Here is a 17,967-nt window from a genome sequence, read left to right as displayed (position 1 = left end):
GGTCAGGCTTCGGAATGCGGCGTCGGGTGCGGGGTGGTGTGCGGACCGCCGGCGGGACCGCCGCCCGGCGGCAGGCCGAGGCTCGAACCCAGACTGCTGACACCCTTGAGCGAGGCGTCGTCGGTCGCGCGGTAGTCGGCGGCCATCCGGATCATGCCCTGGCTGATGCCCCGCACGCCGTCCCGCGCGCCCTTGACGCTGTCGGCGAGGTTGCGCACCTGCGTGACGTAGTTCTCGCGGAACCCGCGACTGAAGTCGTCGTTCCCGATGCCGATATCGCCGGCGAGCAGCGCGTACATCTCGTCGTGGACCGAGGACATGTCGGCGACATGGCCGTCGAAGGCCCGGCCGTGCTTGTCGAGGTCGTCCGGATCAGCCTGGATCGAGGTCATGAAGAACTCCCGCGCAGGAACTCGGAGATGTCGAACTTGCCCGCCATGATGTCCTCGAAGGGCAGCACAGCACCCTCCCGCACCGGCGCCATCGCATCGGCGACCTCAGCGGCGTACACACCACGAGCGGCGGCGATCGTGTCCAACAACAGCCGCGAAAGCTCCGCCGGCGCCATGTCGCGATAGGCACCGGTGTGAAAGGTGAGCTCAGTCAACGCCCCACCGGCACCCAACCCCACCGTCAGCGACCGATCCCGCGACCGCACACTGACGGACAACTCGGAGACCCGCCGCTGCGCATCAGCGATGACCGCCATCCGCCGCTCGGAATCCGCGACCAGCTCCGCGAGCTTCGCACGATCGAACGCCAGGCGCGGGTGGCCCGGGGGGACTTCATCGGCGGCGGTCATGGGCGGAGGCTTTCGATAAGGACAACCGGCTGCGAGCCGGCGGCGCACGAGATGGCGCGCGCCGAAAGGGAAACAGGGCGCGAGCAGGTGGTGCGCGGGTGGTTGTGCTTGGCGCGGCTGCCGAGTGCAGGGTGTGAGCCGGTGGTGCACAAGATGGTGCGCGCGGTCAGGAAGGTAGAGCGCGGATGGCTGTGCTCGGCGCGGCTGCCGAGTGCAGGGTGCGAGCCGGTGGTGCAGGAGATGGTGCGCGCGGTTTGGAAGGTAGAGCGCGGGTGGCTGTGCTCGGCGCGGCGATCGCTCGTGCAGAAGCCTGATTCACCTGTGCCCGAGCGCGCCGGGACCGCGGCCCGGTCGGTGACCGAGCCGCGGTGTGGGTGGGGGCGGTTCATCGGCGGGTGCCGGGGTCGGGGAGGGTGCCGAGGACGCCGCCGAGGGCGTTGCTGGTGGCGCCCCAGACTTCTTCGTCTTCGGTGAGCCAGGTGTTGCGTTCGCGTTCTTTGTTCTGGCCTTGGCCGCCGTTGCCCATGCCGCCCATGCCGCCCATGGGCATGCCGCCTTCGGCGCCTCCTTCGGCGGTGCGGGCTGCGGCGGCTTCGTCAGCTGCGGTTTTTGCTGCCAGGTCGGCTGCGTTGGGGTTGATGCCGTTGGTGCCGTTGCCGGTGAAGTTGCCGGCGCTGCCGGTGCCGGAGCTGCCTCCGAGGCCGCCGGTGCCGAGGCCGCCGGGTCCGAAGGCGCCGTCGCCGAAGGTGCCGGAGCCGCCGCCTGGGCCGCCGGTGCTGAAGTTATCGCGGGGGAGGCTGGAGAATTCGGACGACGGGGGTCGGATGCCCGACAGCAGGCTGGTCGGTGGCGGGGTGAAGGTGGTGCCGCCGCCGAAGCTGCCGGAGCCTCCGCCCAGACCGCCGAGACCGCCGCCGCCGAGGCTTCCACCGCCGAGGTCGCCGCCGCCTCCGCCGAAGCTGCCCGAGCCTCCGCCGAGACCGCCCAGCCCGCCGCCGCCAAGGCCGGAGCCTCCGCCGAGGTCGCCGCCTCCGCCGAAGCTGCCGGAGCCGCCTCCTCCGCCGCCGAGCAGGTTCTTGTTGCCGCTGAGGTCGTCGCCGCCGCCGAAGCTGCCGCTGCCTCCTCCGCCTCCGCCGCCGAGGTCCTTCAGGTTCGGGTCGTTGCCGCCGCCTCCCCCTCCGTCGCCTCCGCCGCCGCCTCCATCGCCGCCGCCCCCGCCGCCTCCGTCGGGGCCCGGGGTGATGTTCGGGTCCTTGTACTTCGTGTTCGAGATGTCGAAGAAGGCCATGGCTACTCGTTGAGGGCGGTCAGCGCCGCGTCGAAGGCCTGCACCATCGCCTCGCCGGCGCCGAGCATCGTGCCGGTGTAGCTGAGGTCGCCGGCCAGGGTGACCGGGGTCTTGCGGTCGTGGCCGTCCGCGTAGGTGGAGCCGGCCCAGATGAACGAGGCCGCGTCGCTCATCGCCTGGTTCATGTGCGCGATGTGCAGCAGGTTGTTGGGTCCGGCCTCGTTGTACTTGTGCATCTCCGCCGACAGCGCGGTGACGTAGTCCGTGAACGACTTCAGGGTCGTCTTGAACGCGTCCGCCGCCGGACCCTTCCAGCTCTTCAGGATGCTGTCCCGCGCGGCGTTGACCGCGGTGACGTAGTTGTCGAGCATCGTGCGGATGGTCAGGATCGCGTAGTGCGCGGTCTCCAGCGTCGGCGGCTTGGCCCACGTGCCCTCGGGCGGCAGGTCGCCGTAGGAGCCGTCGCCGCAGCCGCCGACGATGGCGGTGATGGCCTGGTTCCAGGTGTAGCCGGCGAAGCCCTTGCCGGTGGCCGGGGCGGTGGTGTCGTCGTGCCGGTCGCTGGAGCCGGGCGGGTTGCCGACCGTGACGTTCAGCGTGTAGCTGCAGTCCGCGCTGGAGCTGGTGGACGTGGTGCTGGTGACCTTCGGCGGCGGCGGGGGCGGCGGGGGTACGTACTCACCGTAGTAACTGGTCACTAGGAGCCTCCGTTGTTGTGGTTCCCGTTGCCGTTGCCGTTCCCGGAGCCGTTGTTGTTCAGGTAGTTGGTCAGGTTGTCCTGCAACGCACTGCCCAGCGCCTGCAGGTCGGTCTCGATCTGCGCGTCGCCCTTGTCGTAGTCGTCCGCGACCTTCTTCAGCGTGTCGGCCAGCATCTTCACCATGGTGTAGAGGTTGCCGTCGGACATCTGGGTGCTGTTCGGGTCCTCGATCAGCTTCGTGTACAGCGTCGAGAGCTGGGTGTCGACCGTGGTCTTCAGGTTGTAGGCGCTGGGGATGAAGGTGTCGTCCTTGGCGTAGCCCGGCAGGATGCCGACCGCGGTGACGTCCGGACCGGCCATCGCGCTGCCCTTGCCGGAGCTGCGCCCGGCGTACAGGTCGTAGCGCAGCGGCGCGCCGGCGTAGCCGCCGGTCGCCGAGCAGTCCACCAGCCACGAGCGCCCGGCGGTGAACAGCCCGCCGTCGGCGGTCAGGGTGTCCGAGAACCACGTGGCCAGGGCCCGGATGGCGTCGGCGTCGGCGGCCACGGTGCCGATGGTCGGACCGGGGATGGCGGTGTGGGAGCCGACGTTCCAGCTGTCGCCGGAATCGGTGGTCACAACCCTCTCCTACTCTTCTGTGCTCGCGCGCTGCGGACTGGTCGACGGGGTGCCGGAGATCACATCGTCTGCCAGCGCTTGGTGGCGGTGTTCTCGGTGTGCACGATGCCGTCGGTGATGTTGTTCAGGTGCAGGCCGAACGCCGAGAGCAGCTCGTTCATCTGGTTCGCGGCGCGGTCCCAGTTCTGCTTCTGGGCCTCGTAGGCGTCGCCGGCCGGGCCGGTCCAGGTCGACTTGAGCCGGTCGCCGTAGGACTGCAGCGCGGCGAGCCGGTCGTCGATGTTCTTGCTGGCGGTACCCAGGGTGCTGACGAGTTGGGCCATGTTGTCGGTGTTGGCGACGAAAGCCATTGCGATCTCCTAGCGGTGCGTGGTCGGTACTGAGCGGTCGGGGTGCGGGACTGCGGGACCGGGCTGTCCGGAGGTCCGGAGGGGGAGCCCGGCGCGGAATCACATGCCCAGCAAGGCCTTCTGGGCCGCCGTGTAGTCGTCCGGGCCGCCGATGCCCTTCACGACCTGCACCGCCCACTCCTCGTTGTCGGCGTAGTCCTTGGCGCTGGCGCCGAGCACCTCGCGCATCGTCTCCAGGGCCTTGCAGATGTCGCCGAACTGGATCAGCCACTGGTCGAACAGCTCGCGGTACCGGTTGGCGGCGTCGCTCTGCCACTGCAGCGCGTCGTGGTCGGCGCGCACCGGCGCGACGTAGCCGTTCAGGTCGTCCAGGGCCCGCGAGAATTCGCCGGCCGCCTGCTGCATCGCTTCATGTTCGTGCTGGAGTGTCGGGTCCACCATGGCGGGCTCCTGTGTCTGGTCGGTCCTGACGGTCGTCCAGGGAATCCCAGCAGCCGCCGAGGACGCACAACAAGGGGAGGTCCGGCAGATGTTGAGCAAATGGTGAGGCACCCGCGAAAGTGGTGTCATGAGAGTTTTGGTGACCGGTCTGGGCCGGCGGCGCAGCCGCACGGTCAGCGGCGGTCTGGCGATCTTGGGCTTCGAGGTCCGCGAAACCGACGCGGACGCCGATCCGCAGGTCGCCGCGGACGTGGTGCTGCTGGACTGCGGCGTGATCGACAACGAGGTGCTGGCGTACTGCCGCCGGCTGCGGCGCCGCACCCAGGCGCCGATCATCGCGGTGACGCAGCGGGTGGACCTGCAGGCGTGGCTGCGCGGGCACGAGGCGGGGATCGATGATTACGCGGTCCAGCCGTTCGGCCTGCAGGAGCTGGCGGCCCGGCTGCGGCTGGCGGTGGCTCCCGGCCGCGACCAGCCGGCGCCGGTCCCGGCCGGCCCGCCGCGGCGGCTGACCGCCGGCCCGCTGGTGGTCTCCGAGGACGCGCGGGCGGTGACGGTCCACGGGACCCGCATCGATCTGCGCCCCAAGGAGTACCAGTTGCTGGTCGTGCTGATGCGCCAGCTCGGCCGCGCGGTGCCGCGCGAGGAGTTGGTGGCCCAGCTGTGGCCGGCCGGTTGGGAGGGCGCGGAACGTTCGCTCGAGGTCCACGTGGCCTCGCTGCGCGCGAAGATCGCCTTGCCCGGGCTGATCTCCACGGTGCGCGGGGTCGGCTACCGGATGGTGACGCCCGAGTCGTTCCACCGGCTGAGCGCGGCGTGAGGCAGGGCCGGCGTGCCCCACTCGCCGGATCTGCCCAACGTTCTCAAGCGGTGCACTGCAATTTGGCCGCGGCGACTCCGTAGCGCCAGCCCGCGGGGTAGTCGACCCCGTGGTCGAGCAGCCGCAGTTTGACGCTGTCGCCGCCGACCTTGACGGTGCCCAGCGTGGCCCACTGCCCGTGGGTCGTGTTCTGGTTCACCGTGAAGGTGGCGACAGTGGTGTCCGCCGTACCCTCGGCGACCTGGTACGCGGCCGCCGTGCCGCCGGTGTCGGTGGCTTTGCCGTCCCAGGGCACGTAGACGCTCACCACGCACGACGCGAACCCAGCCGTCCCGCTCCCGAACAACCACAGGGCGCGGTTGGGACCGTTGCTGGAGTCGCCGGTCATCGGCATCGACTGCATCGAACCGCTGCAGCCGTCACCGCTCCAGCCGCCGCTGCCGTTGCTGCCCCAGCCGGAGCTGGCGCCGGAGCCCACCGCGCTGTACCCGCCGCTTCCGGGCAGGCCCGGGCAGCCCGGTCCGGCGACCAGCGTGACGGTCGCCGGCGGCGGGGCGGAGGGTGCGGTCGCGGGTGCGCCGGCGGATGAGGCGGGCTGCGAGCCGGACGGCACGCCGGGCGCCGACGAGCTGTGCTGCGGCATGCCGGGACCGGAGGACTTGCTGCCGGGTCCCGAGGCGGAACCGGTGGGCTTCGGCGCGCCGGGCGCGGACGCGGTTCCCGTGGTGGCGCCAGGGTATTTGGCGGTCGACTGACCGGTCTGCCACACCCACGGCGATCCGCTGGCGGCGCCGGTGGGGTTGCTGGCGTAGACGCCGTCGGTGCTGCTGGAGATCTGCTGGCCGACGAGACCGGCGGTGGGAGCGGCCGACTTGTCAGGGCCCTTACCCGAGCCGCCGCCGACGGTCGCCGCGACGGCGCCGCCGACGACCAGGACGCCGACCGCGGCTGCCGCGATGAGTCCTTTGGAGCGGCCGGAGGCGCCGGACCGAAGGCGATGTGCCTCGGGGACTTCGAGGTATTCGCCGTCGGGCTCGGGCTCGGGGTCGGCGCTCAGAACGCCTGGTGCGGGCGGTGCCTCCGAACTCTGGACCTCCGTATCGGGCAAGGCAGCTGTGTCGGGCAAGGGAGCCGTGTCACGCTCGGTCTCGATGTCGTCGTCGTGCGCCATCGGCGCATCCTCCTCGCTGGCGTCGGGCCGATCATGGCGCTGACACGGTAGCGGGCCTAGGTGTACGCGCGTCATTCGCGTCTAGCGCGGGTCCTTCGGGGAACAGGTCGAGGATCGAGGCTGGCTCGGACGTCGGGGTGACCGACCCGTAGCCGAGCCGCCCGAGGTCGTCCTTGGACGCCACCGGGAAGCGCGAGCCGACCGCGCTGAGCAGCTGCGCCACGCCGCCGGCCGTCGAGGTCGCCACGGCGCCGACGCCTGGACGTACCAGGACACGGTCCGCGCGGCCGTTGCTGCCGTCGGTCGGACTCCATGGGCCGGCGGTGTCCACGGCGGCCGCGGTGACCGAGCGGAGCCGGTAGACCGGAGGCGCCGTCGGGTCCGTAGCCGGTGTCTCCTCGAGGCACACCGCGCCCGCGACGCCACTCGCGCCGCCGGTGGCAGCGGTCGCGCCGGTCAGCCCGGTCCCGGCCGCGAGCGTCGGCATCGCTGCCGGCAGATCGCCGGACAGCGCCGCGGTGACCTGGTTCTGCTGCTTCGCCGCGACCAGCCGGCTCGGGTCCAGCGGACGCGGCGCCGGGGAACCCCCGGCTCGCAGCAACGCGGACTGCGTCGGGGTCACCGGGGTCAGACCCTGCGCGGTGACGACGTACTCGTAGCTGCCGCTCGCGTCCTGGTAGGTGAACAGATCACCAACGGTCCCCAAAGTGCTGGAAACCGTGCGCGCGCCAAGGCTGAGCGGCGCGATGTCCGACCCGGCGGGCACTGCGTTGAGCCACGCCGCACCCACGATCGTTGGCTGCGCCGCCGTCATCTGGAACGCCGTCATCAACGCCAGCGGCGCCTTCAGAAGATGCCGCTTGCCGCCCCAGACCAGGTAGCGCGCGTCGCCGACGCCGACGTACAGCGCCTGACCGTCGGCCACATCCGTGCCCGCGACCTCGAGCCCGAGCGCCGCCGAGACTTGAGCCTTGCCGTCCGATGCCGCCGAAGAACACACCGTCCACGGACCCCCGACGAGAGTGGAGGGATCCGGTACGTCCGAAGGAGCGCCGATGATCCCGACCGGGGTCCCGCGCGGCACTTTCTTCAGCGCCGAAGCCGGGACGGTGCGTACCGCGTACTTCGGCAACGCCAGCATCGCCGACGCCTGGTTGAGCACTTGGTGCAGCGCGCCGTCCGTATAGAGGTACTGGTTATAAGTGCCCTGCTCCACCACGACCGACTGACCGTCCTGCCAGGAACTGTCGGTCCTCGGCGAGATCAGCCCGACCACCGCCGAGCCGCCGATCCCGAGCACCCCGGCTGCCGTCCCGAGGAACAGCCCGGCCTTCAGCCGCTGCGCCGGCGGCTGTGCGGCGCCGGGGTCGCCGCCGACCAGTCCCGCGGTCAGCCGCCGCACCATGAACTTGTGCGCCTGCAGTTCTTGCCGTCGTGTTGCCACCGCTCAGCCCGCCAGTCCGCGCGCCCAGCCGAAGACGCCGATCACCCCGAGCGCCAGCGGCACCAGCGCGGTCAGCACGAAGTACTCCGCGACGTCGGCGGCGCGCGCCGCGTAGGGCGGGTCGTCGCTCTGCGGCTTCGGGCCGATGGACGCGGCGATCATGCCGATCACCAAAGTGCCGACAGCGATCCCCGCGGTGACGCCGACCGCGTGGGTGTGCGCCACGGCAGCCGCACGCCAGGCGCCGCCTGCGAGGGCGAGCATCCCGATGCTCTGCAGCAGAAGTCTGAGGGTGGTCCGGGCGAACACGCGCGCCCGCAACAGGAAGGCGATGCCCAGGTCGGCGGCGGCGATCGCGCCGAGCACGCCGTGCCCGGCGGCCGGCGTCGCCCCGCCGACGGCGAGCAGTCCGCTGCCGAGCAGGAGGGCGGCCATGATCCGTTCCACGCGCGCCGACGTCGTCCACAGGTCCGCCTGGCCGCGCGGCGGGAGGTCGACCTGGATCCGCTCGGCGGTGGCGGGCAGCGCCGGAAGCCGTTGCCCGGCAAGGCGGAACGCGAGCCTGGGGACCGCCAGGACGAAGCCGAGCCCGATCACCGCCGAGATCATCGTGGTCTGCGACAGTGCGCGGTGGAACCCGACGCCGAGCGCTCCGGCCACGACCGTGCCGACCGCCACGATCGCGGTGGTGGCGAACGGTTCCAGACCACTGGTACCGAGGTCCGGCTCGTCGAGGACGGCGGTTCCGTTCGCTGCGCGGCGCGGAGTCGAGGGCAGGTCCCCGATGCCGCCGGGCGCTCCGCCGACGGCCGCCGCGGCGGCGGCCGACGCCAGCAGTGCTGCCGCGCCGGCCCACAGTGCGGCGGCAGATTCCGGATGCGTCATGGTGTGCGCGAAGGTGTCCGCCGCGAGCCAGCCGCCGAGGGCGGCCCAGCCGACGGCGGCGACGCCGAGCGCGGTCGCGGTCGGGCGCGCGGCCATCAGCCGTCCGGCGACGGCGGCGCCGATCAGGACGAGGACGGCGAGCGCGCCGGCGACCGCGGCCCGCTGTCCGATCGGACCCGGTCCGGCGGCGACTCCGGCCGCGCCGGCGCCGAGCGCGACCACGCCGAGGACCGGTCCGGCCCAGCGGCCGGCGCTCTCGCGCAGCCGGTCTTCGCGTTCGCGCACGGCGGTCGCCAAGCCGTCCACCACGTCGTCGAAGACGGCGGTCGGCGCGGTGGCCCGGCGCGGACGCAGATACAGCGTCTCGCCGTCGAGGATCTGCAGCTCGGCGAGCGTGCGGGCGGCCGGCAGCGGCGCGCCGCCGACGCGCTGCAGCACCCAGCCGTCGTGGGCCAGGCCGGCGTCGGCCAACTCGGGCCCGGCGAAGCTCAATACCGCTGGTAGGAAGTCCGCGAGCGGGACGGCGGTCGGCAGTGCGAGTTCCAGCACGTTGGCGGGGGTCGCGATCGACAGGCGGCACAAATCGGCCTCAGGCAGCGTGGCTCGGATGCTCAACGTCCAGCTCTTCTTCCCTATTGCGCGCCGGTCCGGACAAGTGCTCGACTATCGCGGTTCGTGCGGACGGTCCGCCAGGGGAAGCAGAGCTAACGTTGAGCATCCGTGAATACCGGCCGGTTCCGCGTCGCCCCGCGCCGCAGTTCCCCCAGGGGGAGATCGCCTTCCAGGAGCCTCCGGCGATCCCCGAGCCGGTGTCCGGAGGCCTCGGACAAGCGGTGATGGTGCTGCCGATGGCGGCCAGCAGCGGCGCCATGGCGATGATGTTCCTGCAGCCCGGCGCGCGCGCCACCAACTATCTGGCCGGCGGCATGATGGCCGTGTCCTCCGTGGGCATGGTCGGCATGCAGCTCGGGCGCGGCGGCGGCGACAAGAAGGCCAAGCTGTCCGGGGAGCGCCGCGATTACCTGCGGCATCTGGACCAGAACCGGCGCCAGGTGCGCAAGCACATCGACGCCCAGATCAAGGCTCTGGCCTGGCGGCATCCGGACCCGGCGGCGCTGTGGTCGGTGGCGATGAGCGGGCGGTTGTGGGAGCGGGGACCGGCGGACCGGGACTTCGCCGAGGTGCGCCTGGCGACCGGGCCGATGGCGCTGGCGGTGAAGATGGCGCCGCCGCAGACCAAGCCGATCGAGGACCTGGACCCGGTGTCGGCGAACGCACTGCGCCGGTTCCTGCAGGCGTACAAGACGATTCCGGACCTGCCGATCGCGGCGAACCTGCGGGCGTTCTCGCGGGTGGCGTTCGACGGCGACGGACCGGCGACGCGGGCCGTGGTGCGTGCCCTGCTCACCCAGCTCGCGGTGCTGCACAGCCCGGAGGACCTGCGGATCGCCGTGCATTGCGGAGACGCCACGCGCGAGCGCTGGGAGTGGGTGAAGTGGCTGCCGCACGCCTTGCACACCTCGGAGCTCGACGCGGTCGGCCGGGTGCGGCTGATCAGCGACAGCTTCGCCGATCTGGAGCGGCTGCTGGACCCCGGCGACTTCCGCGAGCGCGGTCCGCACGATCCGAGCGCGCCGCCGAGCGCGCGGGAGCCGTTCACGGTGATCCTGCTGGACGGCGGTGAGCTGCCGGCCGACCATCGCGCGCTGCGCAGCGGCTACCGCAACGCGGTGCTGCTGGACCTGACCGGCGCGGCCGTTGGGCCGGACGCCCCGGTGGCGACGCTGCGGCTGCGCGCGACGCGGGAGGGTGCGGACGCCGCGCTCGCCGCCGTCACCTCGGACCGGGCCGGCACCGAGGATGTCAATCCTCTGGGACGCGCGGCGACGCTGAGTACCGCCGAATCCTCTGCTGTGGCAAGGATTCTGGCGCCGTTGCGGGTGAGCGGCGCGGGGGATTCCGGCGGACGCGGTACCGGCGACATCTCCTTCACCGGTCTGCTCGGTATCCGGGACGCGCGCGGCTTGGAGCCGGCGCAGACCTGGCAGCCGCGGCCGAACCGGGAGCGGCTGCGCGTACCGCTCGGCCTCACCGAACAAGGACTGCCCGCCGAGCTGGACATCAAGGAGGCCGCGCAAGGCGGAACCGGTCCGCACGGCATGATCATCGGCGCCACCGGCTCGGGCAAGAGCGAGCTGCTGCGCACGCTGGTGCTGGCGATGGCGGTAAGGAACGACCCCGAGATCCTGAACTTCGTCCTGGTCGACTTCAAGGGCGGCGCGACGTTCCTCGGGCTGGACAAGCTGCCGCACACCTCGGCGGTCATCACCAACCTGGCCGACGAGCTGCCGCTGGTGAAGCGCATGTACACGGCGCTGCACGGCGAGATGGTGCGGCGGCAGGAGCTTTTGCGTGCCGCGGGGAACTACGCCTCGCTGCGCGACTACGAGGCGGCGCGCAACTCCGGCGTGCCGCTGGCGCCGATGCCGTCGCTGTTCCTGGTGGTCGACGAGTTCAGCGAACTGCTCGCGGCGCACTCGGAGTTCCTGGAACTGTTCGTGATGATCGGGCGGCTGGGGCGCTCGCTCGGCGTGCACCTGCTGCTGGCGTCGCAGAGGCTTGATGAAGGGCGTATCCACGCGCTGGAGGGACACCTGTCCTACCGGGTGGGTCTGCGGACGTTCTCGGTGGCCGAGTCGCGCGCGGTGCTCGGCGTCGGCGACGCGTACGACCTGCCCTCGACGCCCGGACACGGATTCCTGCGCTGCGGCACGGATCCGTTGATCCGGTTCCGTGCGGGATACGTTTCGGCGCCGTACGTCCCGCCGAAGAGCGGCGAGGAAGCCGAGGATTCGGGGCGCTATCACGTAATCCGCTACCGCTCCTCCTATCTGGCGCCGCGGGTCGCGCCGCAGACCGAGGAGACGGAAGCCGAAGCCGAGGAGGAGTTCACCAGCCCTCCGGTTTCCGAGACCACGCTTCAGGTTCTGGCCACGCGGATGCAGGGGCAGGGACGTCCGGCGCACCGGATCTGGCTGCCGCCGCTGTCGACGCCGCCGACCCTGGACGCGCTGCTGCCGGAGGCGGTCGCGGCGCTGACCGGCGGGCTGCCGAACCCGGATCCGCGCTCGACCCAGTACGGTCCGCTGGCTGGCGCGGTTGGTCCGGCGCGCGGCGTGAACGGGCCCGACGACACGCTGCTGGCCGTGCTCGGCGTCACCGACCGGCCCTTCGAACAGCGGCACGATCCGCTCGTCGCGGACCTGGCCGGGGCGGCGGGGCACGTCGCAGTGGTCGGCGCGCCGCTGTCCGGCAAGTCGACGCTGCTGCGGACCCTGATCAGCTCCCTGAGTCTGCGCTACACGCCGCGCGACACCCAGTTCTACTGCCTGGACTTCGGCGGCGGCGGTCTGACCGGGCTGTCGGACCTGCCGCAGGTCGGCGGGGTCGCCGGCCGGCTGGACGGGGAGAAGGTGACGCGGACCGTCGCCGAGGTCTCGATGCTGCTGGCCGAGCGCGAGCTGGCGTTCGCCGCCGCCGGGGTCGGATCGATGGCGGAGTACCGGCGGCGCCGGCGCTCCGGGGAGTTCCCGGACGATCCGTTCGGTGATGTCTTCCTGGTCATCGACGGCTGGTTCACCTTCCACCAGGACTACGAACGGCTGGAGCCCTCGATCCAGGACATCGCCGCGCGCGGGCTCGGTTTCGGCGTGCACCTGGTGATCACCGCGGCGCGCTGGACCGAGGTGCGGCCGTGGCTGCGCGACCTCATCGGGACGCGCCTGGAGCTGCGGCTCGGCGACCCGATCGACTCCGAGGTGAACGCCGCGTTGGCCAAGGAGGTGCCGGCGGTCCCGGGCCGCGGCCTGACCAGCGGGCGTCTGCACTTCCTGACTGCGCTGCCGCGCATCGACGGCGATCCGGTCGCCGCGACGCTCGGCGAGGGGACGCGGGACCTGGTGCGCTACATCACCAAGGCGCACCCCGGGCAGGCGGCGCCGCCGGTGCGGATGCTGCCGACGCTGCTGCCCTCGGCACGGCTGGCGGAGCCGGACTCCCGGTCGGCGGTGGCGCTCGGCTGGGACGAGACGCGGCTGCAGCCGGTGCTGCACGATTTCGCGACCTCGCCGCACCTGATGGTCTTCGGCGAGAACGAGAGCGGGAAGACCAACCTGCTGCGGCTGGTCGCCAAGGCGGTGACCGGGCGCGCCGAGCCGAAGGAAGTCAGGGTTCTGTTGGCGGACACCCGCCGGCGGCTGCACGACGCGGTGCCGCCGTCCAAGCAGCTCGGGTACGCGGTGACCGCGAGCGCGCTGGAGGATCTGCTGAAGGAGATCACGCCGGTGCTGCTGCAGCGCGTTCCGGGACCGGATGTGGAGCCGGCGCGGCTGCCGCTGCGGGACTGGTGGAGCGGGCCGGAGTTGTATGTGGTCGTGGACGACTACGACCTGATGATCGGCAGTCGGGGGACGCCGCTCGCACCGCTGCTGGAGCTGCTGCCGCAGTCCGCGGAGATCGGGCTGCACTTGGTGCTGGCGCGGTCGACGGCTGGTGCGGCGCGCGGGATGAGTGATCCGGTGCTGCGGCGGTTGTGGGAGTTGAGTACGCCGGGGCTGTTGCTGTCGTGCAGTAAGGACGAGGGCGTGTTCCTTGGTGACGCGCGGCCGGTGCGGTTGCCTGCTGGGCGCGCGCAGTTGGTGAGCCGGCGGAGCGGGACTTTGGTGCTGCAGACGGCGTGGGCGGGCGAGGACGCGGCGTGAGTGGTGTGGGCGGCTTGGATGGCGTGGGCGGCATCAGGCGCTTTGGTGGCTTGAGGCGGCGGTGGTTGGGCGCGGGCGGTGTGGTCGTCGCGCTCGTCGCAGGGTTCGTGGTCGCTCCGGTCGGCGGGCTGCCGTCTGCGAAGGCCGACGATTGCCAGCCGTCGGTGACGCCGGTGCCGTTGACTCCGCAGGTGCCGTGGGCGCAGACCGCTTTGCGCGTCGGGGATCTGGCGCCCTTCTCTACCTCGGGGACGAAGATCAGGGTCGCGGTGGTCGATTCCGGGATCGACGTGGCGGCGCCGCAGCTGGCCGGAGCGGTGGACGTCGCGGACAGCGTGTCGCTCGTCGACCCGAAGACCTATCCACCGACCGCCGACGCGCTCGGGCACGGGACCATGGTCGCCGGGATCATCGCGGCGCGTGCGCGGGCCGGGGTCGGCGTGGCCGGACTGGCGCCGTCGGCGGTCAGCCTGCTGTCGATCCGGACGTACAAGACCTGCGAGAGCGAGGACGCGCCGATCGCGGCGGGGATCCGGGCGGCGGTGGCGCGGGGCGCGAAGATCGTCAACGTGTCGGCGGGCAGCTCGACGAACACGCCGGATCTGGCGTCGGCGGTGAGTCAGGCGCAGGCGGCGGGGGTGCTGATCGTCGCCGCCGCTGGCAACCTCGGCGCGCAGCAGGACGGGAACCCGCCACAGTACCCGGCGGCGTATCCGGGGGTGGTCGCGGTCGCGGCGGTCGGGGCGGATCGGACGGTGACGACGTACTCCGAGCACGGGGCGTATGTCGGGATCGCCGCTCCCGGCGGCTCGGCGGACGCGCCGCTGCTCGGTGTCGGGCCGGCCGGCGACGGGACGCTGGCTTCGGGGCTGGGGACGTCTTTCGCGGCGCCTTACGTCACGGCGACCGCTGCTTTGGTGTGGAGCCGGTATCCGACGCTGACGGCGGCGCAGGTGCGGCAGCGGTTGTATGCGACGGCTGACCGGATGGCTTCCGGGGCGCCGGATGCTTCGTACGGGTGGGGGATCGTCGATCCCTATGCGGCGTTGACGACGGTTTCGACGCCCGCGCCGGCTACGACGCCGCCGCCTGTCGCGCCGTCACCGCTGAGCTTCGCGGCGTTACCGGTAAAGCAGGATTTCACCGGCCGGGCTTTGGCCGTTGGCGGAGGCGGGATACTGTCCGCCGGGGGAGTCGCCGGGGCGGCGTGGTTGGCCCGGCGCCGCAGGCGTGGCGTGCGGGTCGGCTGATCCCCTGGCAAGGTGCTCTCCAGGGTGCGCTGAGCGTTTTGCGCGCTCGGTGCGTTCTAAGGGCGCTGAGTTGAATCCGACCGACACGATTCTTGGGGAACAGCGTTTATGTGGGGTGAGGGAACCGTCCTGGCCGGCCGGTACCAGCTGCGCCAGCGGATCGGCGGCGGCTCGATGGGCGACGTCTGGCGGGCCCTGGACACGGTGCTGGGCCGCGAGGTGGCCGTCAAGATCCTGCTGCCGGCACTGCTCGACGACGCCGGCTTCGCCGCGCGCTTCCACACCGAGGCCCGCGTCCTGGCCGCACTGAGCCACCCCGGCATCGTGTCGGTCTTCGACTACGGCGAGGCCGACGACCCCCGCACAGCCTTCCTGGTGATGGAACTGATCACCGGGCGCCCCCTGTCAGAGCTGCTCGACGAGAGCGCCCCCCTGTCCGAGGTCACAACCCTGACCCTGGTAGCCCAGACCCTCGAGGCGCTCCAGGCGGCGCACGACCGCGGCATCGTGCACCGCGACGTGAAACCCGCGAACCTGATGCTCCGCGGCGGCAGCGTGGTGGTGACGGACTTCGGCGTCGCCCGCACGGCAGACGCACGCCGGCTGACCGCGGCGGACGTCGTCCTCGGCACAGCGGTCTACGCGGCGCCCGAGCAGGCACGCCACACGGCGGTCACAGCAGCGGCGGACCAGTACGCGGTCGGCGTGATCGCCTACGAATGCCTGACCGGCGCCCCACCCTTCGACAGCGGCACCCCCCTCGGCATCATGATGAAGCACCTCCAGGAACCGGTGCCGCCCCTGCCAGACACCATCTCGCCAGCAGTCCGAGAACTGGTGATGCGCGCCCTCGCGAAGGACCCCGCCGAGCGCTTCGCAAGCGCCCGCGAGATGGCCGAAACCGCCCGCCGACTCGCCCTCCGCGGCGAGAGCGTGACCCGCATCGGCACACCGCAGGACAGCTTCCAGACGGGAGTGGACGTCGCGGCGATGGAGGCCGCGGCGGCTGCGCTGGCCGAGGCTGGGGCTGGAGCTGGGGCGCGGGGGGACGGCGATTTTCTGTCGTTCACGGTGCTGCCTCGGGAGGCCGAGGGCGAGGGCGCCGGTGCAGGGCTGAGGTCGACGGGCGGCGGCGATGTCGGCGCTGGCGCTGGCGCTGGTGACGTGGCGGAAGAGGCCGGACCGGAGATAGCGCCGGCGTGGGCTTCGTACGCGGTGCGACCGCAGGCGGAGGGCACGGACTGGGCTTCGTTCACGGTGCGGAGCTCGGGCGACGAGACCGCGCCGCTGCCCGATGGTGAGGCGGCGGATGAGGACTCGGACGCCGAAGCAGCCGGTGCGGAGGCTGGAGTCGGCGACGCTGCGCGGGCGGATGTTGCTCGGTGGCGCAGCCGGACGGTACCGCAGGATTCTTTTACCTCGGGCGTGGTGGCGGAAGAGAGTGCTGCCGCCGCTGAAGTCGAGGTCGAGGTCGGCCGGGCTGCCCGAGGCGGCTTCGGCGCCCGGTGGCGCAAGCGGAAGCCTGAGCCGCAAGAGGTCAGCACGGCAGACTCGGGCGATCAGGCTGGAGCCAGCGCATCAGGTGTGGTCGAGCCGAGTGCTGAACATAAGGGAAGCGGTGCAGAGCCGAGCTCTGCGGGCCAGAGCGTCACGAGCCAGAGCGCCACAGGCCACGGCGCCACCGGCCAGGGTGCTGCAAATCCGAGTGCCGCAGACCCGAGCACCACAGGCCAGAGCACGGCAGAGCAGAGCATCAGAGGTCAGAGCGCGGCAGATCAGAGCGCAGACCAGAGTGCTGCAGACCAGAGTGCTGCGGAGCTGAGCACCGCAGGCCAGAGCGTTGCAAACCAGGGTACTGCGGAGGCAGGTGCCGCAGAATCGGCTGCTGCCGGTCCGGGCGCGGCAGACCAGAGCACCGAGCAGGCAGCCGACACGCCGAGCAATGCTGCTCTGCCCGAGGCCGATCTGTCTGCCGCCGCTGGCATGCCGAGCGATTCTGCTCTGCCTGAAGCCGGTCTGTCTGCGGCCGCCGGCACGCCGATCGATGCTGCTCTGCCTGAAGCCGGTCTGTCTGCGGCCGCCGGCACGCCGATCGATGCTGCTCTGCCTGAAGCCGGTCTGTCTGCGGCCGCCGCCACGCCGATCGATGCTGCTCTGCCCGAAGCCGATCTGCCTGCCGCCGACGACACCTCGAGCGATTCTGCTCTGCCGGAGGCCGATCTGCCCGCTGCCGTCGCCGCAAATACTGCTGCTGCTGCCAATGCTTCTGCTTCTGCTGCCGATGCCGGTGCTGCTGGCCTCGATGTAGGTTCCGGTGCTGCTGGTGTTGCGGCTGCGGGTGTCGATTCCGGCGAAGCTGCATCGGATCCGCTGCCTCCGACTGCTGAGGTGCCTGCGCTGCGTATCGCGCCCGGGCATGCGATGCCGCTCGACTCCTTTAATGCAGGGGTTGAGTTGGATCCTGTTGATGAGGAGGGCGTTGTTGCGGCGCGGGTGGTGCCTCAGGATTCGTTCACGGTGGGGGTGCCGGAGGCTGTCACTGGTGTGGGGGCGGATGGTTCTGGTGGGGGGAGTTCGGGGCGGCGGCGGGCGATTGTGGTGGCTGCTGTGGGGGTGGCTGTTGTGGTGGCCGTTGCTGTTGCTTATCCGCTTTCGCATGGGGGTTCGCGTGCGGCGGCTCAGGCTGGGGTGCCGGTGGGTTTGGCGTCGGGGAGTAGTGCGTCGGGTGGGGTTTCGAGCTCTGGTGTGAGTGTTACTTCGGTGGTTTCGGAGACTTCGACCATTGTTGTGAGTGCGTCGGTGCCGAGTGCGCCTGGGAAGCCTTCGGCCACGTCGGCTGTGCCGCCTGCCAGTGGTGCTGGGAAGACGGCGCCGACGAGTAGTGCGGGCTCCGCCCTGACTTCGCGTCCGCCGGTGTCGCCGGTGTCGTCGGCGGCGTCGTCATCCGCTGGGGTTCCGCCGGTGCCGGCGACGTCGTCCGCTCCGGCTGTGCCGCACAAGTCCGGGTACATCACCAGTGTTGGGGACGGCGACGCGATCGATGTGTTCGGCAATTCGTCCGGTGCGCCGATCTACAGTGACGGTGCGCAGCTGACCGTTGAGCCGCAGTCGGGGCGGACTGGGCAGAGCTTCCAGGCGACCGCTCTGACGTCGAACGGGCAGGCTGTCTACGAGTTCGGCGATGGTCTGAACACCAACCAGCTCATTGATGCCACTGGCGGCAAGGTGACCTTGTCGCACTGCGCGTGTGGGTCGGCGTTCCAGATGTGGTGGCTGTCGCAGGATTCTACGACGCCCAGTGGTGCGTTCTACATCAACAACCAGGGTGCCGGGCAGTGCCTGACCGACAACGGGCAGACGAATGCCCTGTCGCTGAAGCCGTGTGTGGCCGGAGACAAGGCGCAGCAGTGGTATCTGCCGTGAGAGGCCGTGGCAGAA

Annotated in this window: 14 protein-coding genes; 4 read left to right on the top strand and 10 right to left on the bottom strand. The window is 71.4% G+C overall.

All coding sequences use genetic code 11. The annotated features are described in order from the left end of the window. Positions 1–2: 2 nt before the first annotated feature. From CACI_RS41935 to CACI_RS41905, 7 genes are all read right to left on the bottom strand, one after another. Complete coding sequence (locus tag CACI_RS41935) at positions 3–392, bottom strand: hypothetical protein (protein ID WP_015797034.1); 390 nt, start codon at positions 390–392, stop codon at positions 3–5. Beyond that, a complete protein-coding gene (locus CACI_RS46895; RefSeq protein WP_015797033.1) occupies positions 389–802 on the bottom strand; it encodes a YbaB/EbfC family nucleoid-associated protein in 414 nt (137 codons plus the stop codon). Before CACI_RS46895 ends, CACI_RS41935 begins: the two co-directional genes overlap by 4 nt. Before the next feature lie 385 nt (positions 803–1,187). After that, positions 1,188–2,090: a hypothetical protein gene (locus CACI_RS51830; RefSeq protein WP_015797031.1), complete on the bottom strand. Its 903-nt coding sequence runs from the start codon at positions 2,088–2,090 to the stop codon at positions 1,188–1,190. A gap of 2 nt (positions 2,091–2,092) precedes the next feature. After that, positions 2,093–2,788, bottom strand: a complete 696-nt coding sequence (locus CACI_RS41920; protein ID WP_015797030.1) for a hypothetical protein — start codon at positions 2,786–2,788, stop codon at positions 2,093–2,095. Then, complete coding sequence (locus CACI_RS41915) at positions 2,788–3,408, bottom strand: hypothetical protein (protein WP_015797029.1); 621 nt, start codon at positions 3,406–3,408, stop codon at positions 2,788–2,790. The genes CACI_RS41920 and CACI_RS41915 overlap by 1 nt, the downstream gene beginning before the upstream one ends. Before the next feature lie 59 nt (positions 3,409–3,467). Continuing rightward, a complete protein-coding gene (locus tag CACI_RS41910; RefSeq protein WP_015797028.1) occupies positions 3,468–3,758 on the bottom strand; it encodes a WXG100 family type VII secretion target in 291 nt (96 codons plus the stop codon). A gap of 99 nt (positions 3,759–3,857) precedes the next feature. Then, complete coding sequence (locus CACI_RS41905) at positions 3,858–4,199, bottom strand: WXG100 family type VII secretion target (RefSeq protein ID WP_015797027.1); 342 nt, start codon at positions 4,197–4,199, stop codon at positions 3,858–3,860. Positions 4,200–4,326: 127 nt separating this feature from the next. On the opposite strand from CACI_RS41905, the gene CACI_RS41900 reads away from it, so the two are divergent. Beyond that, a complete protein-coding gene (locus CACI_RS41900; protein WP_015797026.1) occupies positions 4,327–5,019 on the top strand; it encodes a response regulator transcription factor in 693 nt (230 codons plus the stop codon). Between the two features lie 43 nt (positions 5,020–5,062). On the opposite strand, the gene CACI_RS41895 is transcribed toward CACI_RS41900, so the two are convergent. The 3 genes from CACI_RS41895 to eccD are packed head-to-tail and all read right to left on the bottom strand — an operon-like array spanning position 5,063 to position 9,134. Then, positions 5,063–6,190 carry a hypothetical protein gene (locus CACI_RS41895; protein ID WP_015797025.1) on the bottom strand — a complete coding sequence of 376 codons (1,128 nt, stop codon included), beginning with the start codon at positions 6,188–6,190 and terminating at the stop codon, positions 5,063–5,065. A 31-nt stretch (positions 6,191–6,221) separates the two neighbouring features. Then, the gene (eccB, locus tag CACI_RS46890; protein ID WP_015797024.1) at positions 6,222–7,634 is read right to left on the bottom strand and encodes a type VII secretion protein EccB; all 1,413 of its coding nucleotides are present in this window, start codon (positions 7,632–7,634) and stop codon (positions 6,222–6,224) included. A 3-nt stretch (positions 7,635–7,637) separates the two neighbouring features. Then, positions 7,638–9,134 carry a type VII secretion integral membrane protein EccD gene (gene eccD / locus CACI_RS41885; RefSeq protein ID WP_015797023.1) on the bottom strand — a complete coding sequence of 499 codons (1,497 nt, stop codon included), beginning with the start codon at positions 9,132–9,134 and terminating at the stop codon, positions 7,638–7,640. Between the two features lie 95 nt (positions 9,135–9,229). On the opposite strand from eccD, the gene CACI_RS41880 reads away from it, so the two are divergent. From CACI_RS41880 to CACI_RS53785, 3 genes are all read left to right on the top strand, one after another. After that, positions 9,230–13,279 (top strand): type VII secretion protein EccC, encoded by a 4,050-nt coding sequence (locus tag CACI_RS41880; RefSeq protein WP_015797022.1) that lies wholly within the window; start codon positions 9,230–9,232, stop codon positions 13,277–13,279. Between the two features lie 65 nt (positions 13,280–13,344). Next, positions 13,345–14,529, top strand: coding sequence for a S8 family serine peptidase (locus CACI_RS41875; RefSeq protein WP_049871898.1), 1,185 nt, complete (start codon positions 13,345–13,347; stop codon positions 14,527–14,529). 108 nt (positions 14,530–14,637) lie between these two features. Beyond that, positions 14,638–17,952, top strand: a complete 3,315-nt coding sequence (locus CACI_RS53785; RefSeq protein ID WP_015797020.1) for a serine/threonine-protein kinase — start codon at positions 14,638–14,640, stop codon at positions 17,950–17,952. The last annotated feature ends 15 nt before the right edge of the window (positions 17,953–17,967 follow it).

Origin of the sequence: Catenulispora acidiphila DSM 44928 (assembly GCF_000024025.1) — a bacterium.
Taxonomy (GTDB): domain Bacteria; phylum Actinomycetota; class Actinomycetes; order Streptomycetales; family Catenulisporaceae; genus Catenulispora; species Catenulispora acidiphila.
This window is presented reverse-complemented; position numbering and strand designations above follow the sequence as displayed.